We start from the raw sequence: 13,062 nt of genomic DNA, 5'->3' as shown, positions 1-13,062 counted from the left end.
AAAGAGATAATAGATTTTTTCCTTGCGATCTTTGTGAAAAACTTTGCGACCTTTGTGGTTAAAGAAGACGAAAAGAGTATAGACAAAGAGATAATAGATTTTTTCCTTGCGATCTTTGTGAAAAACTTTGCGACCTTTGTGGTTAAATTTTAACTATGAAAATATTTATAACAGGAATATCAACCAATGTAGGCAAAACCATCGCTTCAGCAATTATCACCGAAGCGCTTGAAGCCGATTATTGGAAACCCATTCAAGCCGGTGATTTAAACAATTCAGACAGTCATAAAATCCAACGCTATATTTCAAATGACAAATCGGTTATCCACGAAAACAGCTATAAACTTAACACGCCCGTAAGTCCGCATTTAGCAGCTGAATTGGACGGAATTACGATAGATTTAAAACATATAATTGAACCAAAAACAGCCAATCATCTTGTTATTGAAGGAGCTGGCGGTGTATTTGTACCTTTAAATGAAACCGATTTTGTCATCGATTTAATTCAACCGGATTATAAAGTGATTGTCGTTTCTCGCCATTATTTGGGAAGCATCAACCACACTTTATTGACAATTGAAGCGTTGAAAAATCGAGGAATACATATTGCAGGAATTATTTTTAATGGAAATGAAAATCTGCCTACCGAAACCATAATTTTGAATACAACACAACTAAAATGCATTGGTAGAATTGAGGAAGAACCGTATTTTGATCAAAATGTAATTTCAGAATATGCCGATTTGTTTCGAGATAACGTATTGAAAATAGAATTATGAGTAATTCAATTCCCCCTTCGGGGGTTAGGGGGCTTACCGAAAGAGACGGTCACTATCTTTGGCATCCTTATACCCAACACAAAACTTCAAAACCGCCAATTGCAATTGTAAAAGGCGAAGGAGCGTTGCTTTGGGACGATTCCAATAAGGAATATATTGATGCCATTGCCTCTTGGTGGGTCAATCCTTTTGGGCATTCCAACAAGTTTATTGCCGATGCTATTTACAAGCAATTAACCACATTGGAACACGTTTTATTTGGAGGATTTACGCACGAACCAGCCGTAGTTTTATCTGAAAAGCTAATTGAAATTTTACCAAAAAATCAAAATAAAATCTTTTTTTCTGACAACGGATCAACCGCTGTTGAAGTGGCAATAAAGGTCGCTTTGCAATATTTTTTCAATAAAGAAGAAAAGAAAACTACCATAATTGCCTTTGAAAATGCCTTTCACGGAGATACTTTTGCCGCAATGGCTGCAAGTGGAATTTCATTTTACACCCAAGCTTTTGAAGGAATGTTTATAGATATTGTTCGGATTCCTGTTCCAATAAAAGGTCAGGAAGAAGCCAGTTTTCAAGCATTGGCAAAAGCCATAAAAAACAATTCTTGTGCAGGATTTATTTTTGAACCGTTAGTTCAAGGAGCTGCTGGAATGGTAATGTATGCCCCAGAAGCGTTAGATAAATTAATCAAAATTTGTCAAGAAAATGGCGTTTTAACCATTGCCGACGAAGTAATGACAGGCTTTGGAAAAACGGGAAAAACGTTTGCCTGCGATTATTTGCAAACCCAACCCGATATGATGTGCTTGTCAAAAGCCTTGACGGGCGGGACAATTCCAATGGCAATTACCACGTTCACTCAAGATTTATTTGATGCTTTTTATAGCGATGATATCAATAAAGCACTTTTTCACGGGCACACATTTACTGCAAATCCAACGGGTTGTGCAGCTGCTTTGGCGAGTTTGGAATTATTGCAAACGGAAGAAATACAAACCAAAATCGCACGAGTAAATCAAAGTCATTTGGTCTTTCAAAAACACATTGAAAAACATCCAAAAGTAACTACAACTCGCGTTTTGGGAGTCATTTTTGCATTGGAAATAAAAACGGAAAGCCAAGCGAGTTATTACGGTACTTTGCGTAACAAACTCTATGATTTTTTCATTGAAAACGGAATAGTTTTGCGCCCTGTTGGAAATATAGTCTATATTTTACCGCCCTATATAATCACAGATAGCCAATTACAAAAAATTTACGATGTGGTTGAGAATGCTTTAGAGATAGTTTGATTTTTATGAAGACAAAGAGATAAAAGACGAAGAGATGAAAGACGAAAGACGAAAGATAATAGACAAAGAGATAATAGATTTAAAATTAGTCGAATGTCCAAAGTCTAAAATCTAAAGTCATAAAGTTGAGCCTTTTTCAATAATTCATAATTCACAACTTATAATTCATAATTGATTTAAGAATTCATAATTCATTTATAACTTTGCGACCTTTGCGAAAAACTTTGCGACCTTTGCGGTTAAGTTTTTATAATTCATAACTTATAATTCATAATTAATTAAAACCCTTTGCCAACAACAATTTCTATTACCGCCATCGCTTCTCTTTCTGCATTAGGAAACAATCAAGATTCTATTTGGAATAACTATCAATCCAATCAACATTGTTTTGTGTCAACTGCTTTTGGAACTCAAAATGCACTTGTGGCGCCATTAGATGCGGATTCAAAACAGGAAATTGAAACACTAAAAAATTCAGATCAAAAATACAAAGCGTTAGACAATTCTGTTTTATTTGCAATAGCAGCTTCTCGAAAAGCGACAATTGATGCGGGTTGGAAAACGGGCGATACTTTTGGAATTAACATTGGTTCTTCTCGAGGCGCCACTGAATTGTTTGAAAAGCACCATCTTGATTTTATAAAAACTGGAAAAGTAGCAACTTTAGCTTCTCCAACTACAACTCTTGGAAATATTTCTTCTTGGGTTTCTCACGATTTGCAAAGTCAAGGTCCTGAAATTTCGCATTCTATTACGTGTTCCACCGCATTGCACGCATTGCTAAATGGCGTTGCTTGGCTTAAAGCAGGAATGGCAGATAAATTTTTAGTTGGCGGAAGTGAAGCCCCGTTGACCGATTTTACGATTGCTCAAATGAAGGCGTTGAAAATTTATTCCAAGAATAATGATGAATTTCCGTGTCGTGCTTTCGACTTAGAAAAAAAGGAAAACACTTTGATTCTAGGTGAAGGCGCCGCCGTTTGTTGTTTAGAAATTGGTAAAAAAGAAAATGCTATCGCTTTTATTGAAGGAATCGGTTATGCAACGGAAATTTTAGAACACAATGTTTCTGTTTCAGCAGAGGCGACTTGTTTTCAAAAATCAATGAAAATGGCATTAGAAACTACAAATTTATCAGAAGTTGATGCCATTGTAATGCACACGCCGGGAACTATAAAAGGGGATTTGACAGAATATAAAGCAATTCAAAAAGTATTTGGCGACAACCTTCCTCTATTGACTACCAATAAGTGGAAAATTGGACACACCTTTGGAGCTTCAGGAATGTTGAGCATTGAAATGGCAATTTTGATGTTGCAAAAGCAAATTTTTATCGGAGTGCCATTTGCGGAAGCACAATTCCAAAAGAAACCTTTAAAAAAAATATTGGTAAATGCCGTTGGTTTTGGTGGAAATGCGGTGAGTATTTTGTTGAGTTTGTAAGTTCTTTAGATGTGAGATAAAAGATTAAAAGATGAAAGACTGTGAACTTTGCGTAAATCTTTGCGCACTTTGCGGTTAAAAAATTAGACTAATAGATAATAGACTACGAGAAGTGAGACTAAAAAAAGTCGGAATGTAAAGAAGAATCTCGATAGCTATCGGGACGAATTAACACCAATAAATCCACTCATGATATTGTCATGCTGAACCTGTTTCAGCATCTCAATGAAACAGAATCTGAAATAAATTCAGATTGACAAAACAGAAATACTCTTTTTCTTTGTGAACTTTGCGTAAATCTTTGCGCCCTTTGCGGTTAATAAAAAAACGTCTAAAGTTATAAAGATGAGCCGTTTCCAATAATTCATAATTCATAATTTATAACTCATAACCTCCCTTCCAAGTCTTTCACTTTTTCATAAATCAAATTACTTTCAAATCCTTTTCGAAGTAGAAAGTCACAGAATTTTTTCCGTTTTTTGATAGTATTGGTTTCCCGAGTATTCTGCCATTGTCTATCAGCAAGAGTATGAAAAGTGGTATTATATTCTTCTGCGGTAATTTCTTTTAATGCTGTTGTGATATTATATTGTGAAATCTTACGAAACTTCAACTCGTTCACAATTCTGATTTTCCCCCAATGTTTGATGCGGTGTTTCCCTCTTGCAAAGCTGCACGCAAAACGCTCTTCGTTGAGGTATTTATGGTCTAAAAGATGTACAATAATTAAATCAATTGCTTGTGGAATCATATTCATTCCTCGCAGTTTTTCAACTATTTCTTTGTGACAACGCTCTTGGTAGGCGCAATAATTCTCCAATTTGCTTTGAGCTTCCATTACGGAATACGTTCTGTGAGAATTAGGTTCCAAAGGATTTATTTAGTTTAGTTAAGGAGCAAATTATGCGCTTCCTTTTCCCGAAGCTTCTAGATTCTTTTCAATTTTATGTCCTGGTCGTGACCATTTTGGCTTTTCGCCCAACGCTTGAAATTGAGAATCGGCTGCTTCTACGGTGGTAGGTTGCATGATTTTAATGAACGGTTTTTGAGCCACTAATCCGAGAGTTTCAAACATTTTCATATCATCATTTACATCTGGATTTGGAGTTGTAAGTAATTTATCGCCAGCAAAGATAGAATTTGCACCAGCAAAGAAACACATCGCTTGCCCTTCACGGCTCATATTCATTCTTCCTGCTGAAAGACGAACTTGCGTTTCTGGCATAATAATTCTTGTAGTTGCCACCATTCGAATCATTTCCCAAATTTCAACAGGTTTTTCTTCCTCCATTGGCGTTCCTTCAACCGCAACTAATGCATTTATGGGCACCGATTCTGGTTGTGGATTCAATGTAGAAAGCGCCACAAGCATTCCTGCTCGGTCTTCTATTGATTCTCCCATTCCGATAATTCCACCGCTACAAACGGTAACATTTGTTTTACGAACATTTTCAATAGTTTGCAAACGGTCTTTAAAACCACGTGTTGAAATCACTTCTTTATAATATTCTTCTGAGGTATCTAAATTGTGATTGTAGGCATACAAACCCGCTTCTGCCAAACGATGCGCCTGATTTTCAGTAATCATTCCTAAAGTGCAACACACTTCCATGTCCAATTTATTGATGGTACGAACCATTTCTAATACTTGGTCAAATTCTGGACCATCCTTAACATTTCTCCAAGCAGCACCCATACATACTCGGGAAGAGCCACTCGATTTTGCTCTTAAAGCTTGGGCTTTCACTTGGCTAACTGACATTAAATCATTGCCTTCAATTTCGGTGTGGTAGCGTGCCGCTTGGGGGCAATAGCCACAATCTTCTGGGCAACCACCTGTTTTGATTGATAATAAAGTTGAAACCTGAACCACATTTGGATCGTGTGATTTTCTATGAATAGAAGCTGCTTCAAAAAGCAAATCCATCATAGGTTTGTTGTATATAGCGATAATTTCGTCTTTCGTCCAATTGTGTTTAGCAATACTCATAATAGCATTTTTATATTGTGCCAAAAGTAGTCAAATTGTTGCAAATAATCAATTTTGTGCCATTTATATCGAGGTTAAAATCTCTATAAATTGTATTTCAAACTAAAAATGATATACCTCGGTTGAATAGTGTATTGTGCCGTTCTTGTTGAAAACTGTGAGAAGCTATCGTCGTTTAAAGAGGTTGTATTTAATAAATTGGTCGCTGCCACTTTGTATTCTAACTTGCTGTCTTTCGTTTTTTGATAAATTAAACTTGCGCTTAAAAATGCATACTCGTTATTTACGGTATTTTTGTTATTGGTGTAATGATAATATTCATATTCTGACACAAAAGAGAAACTCTTTAAAAAGAAATAATCCAATTTTGCAGAAGGCGTATTAGTATAAAACTTGGTTCCGCTGTAATCATTTGTTGAAATAGAATATCCTAATTCTAAGTTGGGTAAATCTTTATAATTAGTAGCTAGTTTTAATGTGTAATTTTGAGTTAAAGATTCCGTTGTTATAAAATTACCATTTTGAATGTTATTAAATTTAGACCAATTCAATCCTAAATTTACTGACGCTTTATAATTTCTAGCAAATGACCTTCCATAGTTGGCATTTCCAGAAAGAGATTCGTCGGCAAAATTGGAATTGATAGCAGTTGAAGCCTGATTTATTCCTGTAAAAACGGCACTTGATTTAACGGCATTCAATCGTTTTGTATAATTCACATTGGCAGAAATGTTCTCAAAATTGAACATATTGTATTTAAAATAACGCAGGGAATGACTCTCGGACAATGCGTTTTCTAAATTTCTATTCCCTTGAAATAAAGAGTTATAGTTTGTGAAAGTATATCCAGCGGTTAACTTATTAATATCTGTAAAATCAGTAGTTATTGAATAATTATAAGTTAAAGTTTCTGCTTTTTTTATTTGATATAAAGCATAGACGTCGGGTAAAACTCGGTAAAAATTATTGTCCACTTTTGTTCCTAATTGCTCGTTGTACGTTTTGTAATAATGGGCAGAAAACCCTGGATTAAAAGTAAATTTACCTGCAATAAATTTGTAATGCAGTCCTAAAAATGCATCGTTAAAAAAATAGCCAATAGTATTATTTTTATCAGCAGAATTTAAGTCGTTATTGGTTCCATTGTCCAAAATTTGGAAAATGTGGGAGTTAAAATTCTGAAGCGAATAGGTATTTCCAAAAGTAAAATTAATATTGCTTTTAGGAGTTACCATGTAATAGTAATCGACCTTAGCGTCTAATTTGTTTGTTTTTACAAAACGGTTTTGATTGATATTGTATTGGTTTTGAGTTTGCAATCCTAAAATCGGAAATGGATTCTGAACTAAATTTGCATTATAAAAAGGGTCTTCAGCTTGGTATAAATGTTGGATTTCTACATCGTAAACGCTTTTATCGCTTTTAGTGTAATATAAACTCAAATTCTGGGTTAAGGTAATCGGATTTTGCTGTTTGAAAGTGGCAATATTTTGGTCGGGAATGGCTGGAGGAGTTCCGTTCGTTGCTGTTGCCGATGATTGAGAAAATAAACTATTGTTTTCGTCTTGCTTAGAATTTTTCAGTAATGCATCGTAATCAAATTGTAGTTTGGTACTCGGTTTGTAACTGGAGCTAAATTTAAAAAGCCCTAAACTACTTATTTGATGCGTCAATTCTTTCGTTTTTTGGTAGGTATTTGAAGTTCCAAATGGCCCTCCTAAATCCGTTCTATTAGTTTGAGAAACGGTTTCTAAATCGGTAAGGGTTTTAGAAACAATTGCAAATCCGCTTAAATTCCAAGCTTTGGTCACGTTGTATGAAAAATTGGTTGCACCAAATTGCGTTTCAATTTCCTTGGCACGGTTGTTTCTTAGCAGAGAAATCCCAAGGTCATTCGAAGCCACATTGAAGTTGGTTCCTCCTTTTCTCATCATGCTCCTAAATCCACCCGTAAATTTAAAATAATCCTGGACGGTGAATGGCAATTCGCCAATATTATTATAATTTCCAATTAAGTTAATACTGTATTTGGGACTGTAATAAAACAGCTTTGGATTAGCAACATAACGGTTGGTGTTGTTTTGTTTTCCGTATCCTGCATTCATATCTCCAAACCAAAAATTCTTTTTCCCTTTTTTGAGTTTGATGTTCATCGCAATATTTTCATCGCCATTTTCTAATCCTTTCAAGGCAGAAACATCGTTGAAATTCCTTAACACTTGGATTTTATCAATGGCATCTGCTGGGATATTCTTTACTCCTAATTTAGTATCTCCATCAAAAAAGTCTTTTCCTTCTACCATTAATTTGGTCACTTTTTTACCTTCCACTTGAATTTCACCGTCGGCATTAACTTCAACCCCTGGTAATTTTTTTAATACATCTTCTAATTTTCGCTCCGTTCCTGATTTAAAAGAATCGGCATTATAAACTATCGTATCTCCTTTTATGGAAACGGGCATTTCGCGAACAATTTCTACCCCTTCAAGCTCAATTCCACCAGATTCTAAAATAATATTCTGAACAACATTGGACGCAACTGTTGCAATAGATATCTCTTTGGATTGCATTCCTAAATAACTAACTTTAATAATATAATTAGAATTGGGTTTCAAATTCAGCAAATATTTTCCTTTATCATTTGTAATTGCGTAGGAATCCATTGCTTTTGTAACTTGGTTTACCGCCATTACATTTGCCATTTCTAATGGTGATTTTCCAACATCTTGAATAAAACCTTCAAATTTTATGTTTTGAGAAAATGAAATTGAAGTAACGAATAATAATAGTAGGAATTTTTTCATTGAAATTTTTTTGTTTTATAAATTAGTTGGTTGTTTTAAAAATAATTACACCGTCATCGTCTTTCATGCTGTCGTATTTCTTTTTTTGAATGGCGTCAAATTCCTTTTGAGATACCTTTTGCCCTTTATTAGGAACTTTAATTGTGGTGCCTTTTGTGTTTAACACTACTTTGGAACAAAGGATAATTAGTTCTGGTTCGTTAATTTCTAAAATTAAACCGGGTAACCCCCAATAATTATTAGGACCAAAACTCACTGGTATTTCTGGAGTATACCAAGCAGTAATAATTTTATCTTTAGGCTCTTCCATTTTGAATAAGGAAGATTTTATTGCTTCTTTTTTAAGAAACTCCTCGTATTCTTTTTTCTGCTTATCTGAGACTGGAACCAACAATTTAGCTTTATAACAAGTATAATCTCCTATTTTTTTGTATTCATCAACCAATTTCCAATCTGGTTTTTCAATAGGCTCCACTACTAAGAATTCTTTACCAAAAATTTCGTCCTCGTTAATACTTGTTTTATTTTTGGCATTTATATATTTTTTCCCCTCACTTGAAGAAAAACTAACTGAAATTTGCATTCCACTCGATGCAGCTTTAGGTTTTTCGAGTTGTTGTTCTTGTTCATAAACACACTCTGACTTGTTAAAAGTTAGCAAATAGCTTTTTTCAGAAGCGGCTTTTAATGCTTCTTTTAATGCTTTTTCCATTGCTGGATCTATCTCTTTCTTAGATCCAGAATCTTCAACTTTTATTTTATCATTAAAAATTGTTTTAGAAAAATAAGATGCTTTTCCTTGAAACTCTTGTGAAAAAGACAAAGAAGTAACGAATAATAATAACAGAAGTTTTTTCATTTGGTTTATTGATTTTAAGGGTTGTTAATTAACGCCCCATTCCCATTCTCATTCCACCATTTCCGCCTCTTCCTTGGTTCATTTGTCGGAACTCTTCCATTTTTTTAACTACGGTGTCGTCGTATTCTTTTTGAGAAATAACTTTGCCATTGGTTGGCGCTTTAATTTCTACTTTTTCTTTAGAATTTAAAACAATTTTGGAACATAAAACAACTGTTTTACCGTCATTCACTTCTAAAATTAAGCCAGGTAATCCCCAATAATTTTCTGGCCCTTGATTAATTGGAATTTCAGGGGTGTACCAAGCCGTAATGGTTATTTCTTTTGGCAATTCGAAGCCGTCCATAAAGTTGGTTTTCTTCGCTTCGCCTTCTGGTTTCTTAGCCTCATCTTTAGATTCTTCCGCTTTCTTTTCTTCTTTTTTAGGTCTAAAATTTCTAAAATCAGATTGACTTACTGGTCGAACTGTAGTTGCTTTGAAGCAATTATAACCTCCAATTAACCTCGATTCGCCTTCTAATTTCCAAGCATAATTTGGCAAAGAATCTTTAATCAAAAATTCTTTTCCCATAAATTCTTTATCAACCGAATAGGTTTTTTCCTTCACGTTTTTAAAGTTGGTACCGCCACCGCCGGTCATCGAGCTCATCCATCTCATTCCACCGCCACCGCCACCTTGCCCTGGTGCGTCTAATTTTTCCTCTTCTTTATATATTGAAGCCGATTTGTTGAAGTTCAGAATAAACGTTTTTTCAAACATTTTTTTCATGCGCTCTTCAATCATTTTTTGCATGTCGGGAGTCATTTCTTTGTTTCCTTCCATTCTGGTTTTGAAATCAGAAGTACTTGTTTTTGACTCATAAACTGCCATTCCTTGAAATTCTTGCGCTTGTATTTGTAAAAATGAAACTGCGCTAAAGGCTACTGATAAAATTATTTTTCTTAACATAAATTGGTTTATTTATCTTGTTTGTTAAACTATTTACTAAATTTTGATAAAAATAGTAATTATACGATTGCAAATATGACGAATTAAGAGGTTAAATGTTACAAATATTTTGTTAAAAATAAATCCAAAAATTATCACATCTATAAAGTTAAATCGTAATTTAGCTTTTTATGAAAAAACAACTTCGGCTATTTGGTTTAGTACTCTTTTTTATTTGCGCAGCTCAAGGGCAAATAAAAAACGCTACATTGGTTTCAACTCAATCTATTTCCGGGAGCACTTTTGTGGGAATTGATGTTTTATCAAATTTATTTTACCTAGAAAACAATGTTTTTTTCAAGAAAAATAAGTCGCAATTATGGCAATATAAAAACCTTTCTTTAGGTAAAATCACCAAAATTGATTTGCAAAATCCACTGAAAATTGTTCTTTTTTATGAAGATTTTAATTCCGTAATTTTATTAGACAACCAATTGAATGAGATTCAAAAAATCAATTTCTCTAATGAAAATAGTTCTATAATTGCAGCAGCTATTGGAATTGCATCTCAAAACAAGCTTTGGCTTTTCGATGCTTTATCACAAAAACTTGGATTATACAATTATTCAAATGGTGATTTCAAATCCATAACTACTTCATTTCAAGGAAACTTCAAATACTACGAATCTGATTTCAATACATTTCAATGGGTTGACAATCAATTAAATTGGTTTTCGTGTGATATTTACGGAAAAATTACCTTACTCAGAAAAGTCTCTGATTTTGATAAAATCCAAATACTAAATTCCGAATTGCTACTTTTTTCAAAAGGGGAACACTTGTATTTTCAAGACTTTAAATTAAATACAACCGAAGAAGTTCAAAATGTTAATAAAAGCTTTGAATTTTTCACATACAAAGACCAAATTTTATCTATTTTTACAAATCGACAAATTAAGAATTATAAAATAATAATACCATAATGCACATAGCTATAGCAGGAAATATCGGAGCAGGAAAAACATCATTAACGCGCTTGTTAGCAAAGCATTTCAAGTGGGAACCTCATTTTGAAGACGTCGTTGACAACCCGTATTTAGATGATTTTTACCATCAAATGGAACGTTGGTCGTTTAATTTGCAGATTTATTTTCTAAACAGTCGCTTCAGACAAGTTTTACAAATTCGTGAAAGCGGTAAAAAAATTATTCAAGACCGAACGATTTATGAAGATGCTCATATTTTTGCTCCCAATCTGCACGCCATGGGATTGATGACCAATCGTGATTTTCAAAATTACAGTTCGCTTTTTGATTTAATGGAAGGACTTGTCTCGCCGCCGGATATGCTTATTTATTTGAGAAGTTCTATTCCAAATTTGGTTTCTCAAATTCACAAACGAGGTCGTGAATATGAAAATACAATATCTATTGACTATTTAAATCGTTTGAACGAAAGATACGAAGCTTGGGTTACTTCCTATTCAAAAGGAAAACTGTTAATAATTGATGTTGACAATATTGATTTCGTTAATAATCCTGAAGATTTAGGAATGATTATTAATAGAATTGACGCTGAATTGAATGGGTTATTTTAGTCTAATACTTATTTCGGAACCAAACTTTCATCCATTCTCTTTTTAAAATCAAGAACGCTACTTCTTCGGCTAAGAGTACTAAATCGGAGCCGTTTAATTTTTTAATTTGGTCTTCGGGAACATCGATAATATATAGTAAGTTGAGATATTCCGCAAATTTGTATTGAATTAATCGATATATTTTTCCATGTAATTGTGCTTTTAATTCCTCAGGGTCTATTGAAATTGGAAAATCAATTGCTTCGTTTGCCAAATTGAAATCTTTATTGATTTGTTCAATTAATTTCAAATATAAATTATCTTTTGAAGCTTCGTTCAGCAATAAATCGGCATTTATGGGTGCTATAAATGTTTTTGAATCCATTATAAATTATACTTTTCTACCCATTAAATTTTCACCGAAAGACTGTAGCATTTCTTTTTTTTCATTATCAATACTAATTTTTTGTAGCGTTTCAAATGCTTTTAAAGTGAACTCTTGAATTGCTTTTTTGGTTTCAACTGCCGCACCAGTAGCTAAAAATAGCTCTTTCACAGAATGTATCTTTTCGGAATTGTCTTCTGGATGAATCGAAAATAAATGTGCCAATTGTTCGGCTTGTTCCACAGACGCAAATTCATGCGCTTTAAGATACAAATAGGTTTTTTTGTTTTCTATAATGTCGCCACCAACTTGTTTTCCAAAGGTTTCTGGATTTCCAAATGCATCTAAATAATCATCTTGTAATTGAAATGCCAGACCTAAATTCAAACCAAAATCATAAATTAAATTGGTGTTTTCTTCAGAAGTTTTAGCAATTATAGCTCCCATTTTCATTGCTGCAGCAACAAGAACTGCCGTTTTATATTCTATCATTTTTAAATAATCTGGAATGGAAACATCGTCACGAGTTTCAAAATCCACATCCCATTGTTGCCCTTCGCAAACTTCCAAAGCCGTTTTGCTGAACAATTTTGCTAAATCTCTAAAAACCGTTGGTTCGTATTGTTCAAAATATTGGTACGCCAAAATCAACATTGCATCACCTGAAAGAATTCCGGTATTGATATCCCATTTTTCGTGAACCGTTTCGTTTCCTCTTCTCAAGGGCGCATCGTCCATAATATCATCGTGAATGAGTGAAAAATTATGAAAAACTTCAACGGCAAGTGCAGCTGGCAAAGCTTTTTTATAGTCTGCATTAAAGACTTCTGCACTCATTAATGTCAGAACGGGACGCATACGTTTTCCTCCAAGTCCCAATATATAGTGAATTGGATCGTACAGATTTTTAGGTTCTTTGGTTTCATATTGCGATTGCAAATAGTCGGAAATAAATTCTTGATACTGATAAATAGAATGCATTATTCTTTTTTTATAGGTT

The 13,062-nt window shown here is 33.9% G+C and carries 12 protein-coding genes; 5 read left to right on the top strand and 7 right to left on the bottom strand.

The annotated features are described in order from the left end of the window. Positions 1–155: 155 nt before the first annotated feature. The 3 genes from bioD to AC9UEH_RS04205 all read left to right on the top strand — a co-directional run bounded on the left by bioD (position 156) and on the right by AC9UEH_RS04205 (position 3,520). Positions 156–779 carry a dethiobiotin synthase gene (gene bioD, locus AC9UEH_RS04215; protein WP_509528749.1) on the top strand — a complete coding sequence of 208 codons (624 nt, stop codon included), beginning with the start codon at positions 156–158 and terminating at the stop codon, positions 777–779. After that, positions 776–2,077, top strand: coding sequence for an adenosylmethionine--8-amino-7-oxononanoate transaminase (gene bioA, locus AC9UEH_RS04210; protein WP_509528748.1), 1,302 nt, complete (start codon positions 776–778; stop codon positions 2,075–2,077). The genes bioD and bioA overlap by 4 nt, the downstream gene beginning before the upstream one ends. A gap of 288 nt (positions 2,078–2,365) precedes the next feature. Continuing rightward, a complete protein-coding gene (locus AC9UEH_RS04205; protein ID WP_509528746.1) occupies positions 2,366–3,520 on the top strand; it encodes a beta-ketoacyl synthase N-terminal-like domain-containing protein in 1,155 nt (384 codons plus the stop codon). A 385-nt stretch (positions 3,521–3,905) separates the two neighbouring features. Here AC9UEH_RS04205 and AC9UEH_RS04200 read toward each other — a convergent pair whose 3' ends face one another. From AC9UEH_RS04200 to AC9UEH_RS04180, 5 genes are all read right to left on the bottom strand, one after another. Next, complete coding sequence (locus tag AC9UEH_RS04200) at positions 3,906–4,358, bottom strand: regulatory protein RecX (RefSeq protein ID WP_509528878.1); 453 nt, start codon at positions 4,356–4,358, stop codon at positions 3,906–3,908. Positions 4,359–4,421: 63 nt separating this feature from the next. Next, positions 4,422–5,510, bottom strand: a complete 1,089-nt coding sequence (bioB, locus tag AC9UEH_RS04195; protein WP_509528743.1) for a biotin synthase BioB — start codon at positions 5,508–5,510, stop codon at positions 4,422–4,424. Positions 5,511–5,593: 83 nt separating this feature from the next. Beyond that, positions 5,594–8,314 (bottom strand): carboxypeptidase-like regulatory domain-containing protein, encoded by a 2,721-nt coding sequence (locus AC9UEH_RS04190; protein ID WP_509528741.1) that lies wholly within the window; start codon positions 8,312–8,314, stop codon positions 5,594–5,596. A gap of 22 nt (positions 8,315–8,336) precedes the next feature. Next, complete coding sequence (locus tag AC9UEH_RS04185) at positions 8,337–9,173, bottom strand: GLPGLI family protein (protein WP_509528739.1); 837 nt, start codon at positions 9,171–9,173, stop codon at positions 8,337–8,339. 28 nt (positions 9,174–9,201) lie between these two features. Then, positions 9,202–10,122 carry a GLPGLI family protein gene (locus AC9UEH_RS04180; RefSeq protein WP_509528736.1) on the bottom strand — a complete coding sequence of 307 codons (921 nt, stop codon included), beginning with the start codon at positions 10,120–10,122 and terminating at the stop codon, positions 9,202–9,204. A 170-nt stretch (positions 10,123–10,292) separates the two neighbouring features. Between AC9UEH_RS04180 and AC9UEH_RS04175 the strand changes: the two genes are divergently transcribed. Together AC9UEH_RS04175 and AC9UEH_RS04170 are read left to right on the top strand one after the other, a co-directional pair. Further along, positions 10,293–11,084: a hypothetical protein gene (locus tag AC9UEH_RS04175; protein ID WP_509528734.1), complete on the top strand. Its 792-nt coding sequence runs from the start codon at positions 10,293–10,295 to the stop codon at positions 11,082–11,084. Next, positions 11,084–11,698, top strand: coding sequence for a deoxynucleoside kinase (locus AC9UEH_RS04170; RefSeq protein ID WP_509528732.1), 615 nt, complete (start codon positions 11,084–11,086; stop codon positions 11,696–11,698). The genes AC9UEH_RS04175 and AC9UEH_RS04170 overlap by 1 nt, the downstream gene beginning before the upstream one ends. A 1-nt stretch (position 11,699) precedes the next feature. Here the strand turns inward: AC9UEH_RS04170 and AC9UEH_RS04165 are convergent, their stop codons facing one another. Together AC9UEH_RS04165 and AC9UEH_RS04160 are read right to left on the bottom strand one after the other, a co-directional pair. After that, positions 11,700–12,062, bottom strand: coding sequence for a hypothetical protein (locus AC9UEH_RS04165; protein WP_509528729.1), 363 nt, complete (start codon positions 12,060–12,062; stop codon positions 11,700–11,702). Positions 12,063–12,068: 6 nt separating this feature from the next. After that, positions 12,069–13,043, bottom strand: coding sequence for a polyprenyl synthetase family protein (locus AC9UEH_RS04160; protein WP_509528726.1), 975 nt, complete (start codon positions 13,041–13,043; stop codon positions 12,069–12,071). Positions 13,044–13,062 lie beyond the last annotated feature (19 nt).

Origin of the sequence: Flavobacterium sp. (genome assembly GCF_040402835.1) — a bacterium.
Taxonomy (GTDB): Bacteria; Bacteroidota; Bacteroidia; order Flavobacteriales; family Flavobacteriaceae; genus Flavobacterium.
This window is presented reverse-complemented; position numbering and strand designations above follow the sequence as displayed.

Excerpts from the sequence above, each read along its gene's own strand:
- bioD (WP_509528749.1), top strand. The coding sequence starts at position 156 with ATGAAAATATTTATAACAGGAATATCAACCAATGTAGGCAAAACCATC.
- bioA (WP_509528748.1), top strand. The coding sequence starts at position 776 with ATGAGTAATTCAATTCCCCCTTCGGGGGTTAGGGGGCTTACCGAAAGA.
- AC9UEH_RS04200 (WP_509528878.1), bottom strand. The coding sequence starts at position 4,358 with ATGGAAGCTCAAAGCAAATTGGAGAATTATTGCGCCTACCAAGAGCGT.
- bioB (WP_509528743.1), bottom strand. The coding sequence starts at position 5,510 with ATGAGTATTGCTAAACACAATTGGACGAAAGACGAAATTATCGCTATA.
- AC9UEH_RS04190 (WP_509528741.1), bottom strand. The coding sequence starts at position 8,314 with ATGAAAAAATTCCTACTATTATTATTCGTTACTTCAATTTCATTTTCT.
- AC9UEH_RS04185 (WP_509528739.1), bottom strand. The coding sequence starts at position 9,173 with ATGAAAAAACTTCTGTTATTATTATTCGTTACTTCTTTGTCTTTTTCA.
- AC9UEH_RS04180 (WP_509528736.1), bottom strand. The coding sequence starts at position 10,122 with ATGTTAAGAAAAATAATTTTATCAGTAGCCTTTAGCGCAGTTTCATTT.
- AC9UEH_RS04175 (WP_509528734.1), top strand. The coding sequence starts at position 10,293 with ATGAAAAAACAACTTCGGCTATTTGGTTTAGTACTCTTTTTTATTTGC.
- AC9UEH_RS04170 (WP_509528732.1), top strand. The coding sequence starts at position 11,084 with ATGCACATAGCTATAGCAGGAAATATCGGAGCAGGAAAAACATCATTA.
- AC9UEH_RS04165 (WP_509528729.1), bottom strand. The coding sequence starts at position 12,062 with ATGGATTCAAAAACATTTATAGCACCCATAAATGCCGATTTATTGCTG.
- AC9UEH_RS04160 (WP_509528726.1), bottom strand. The coding sequence starts at position 13,043 with ATGCATTCTATTTATCAGTATCAAGAATTTATTTCCGACTATTTGCAA.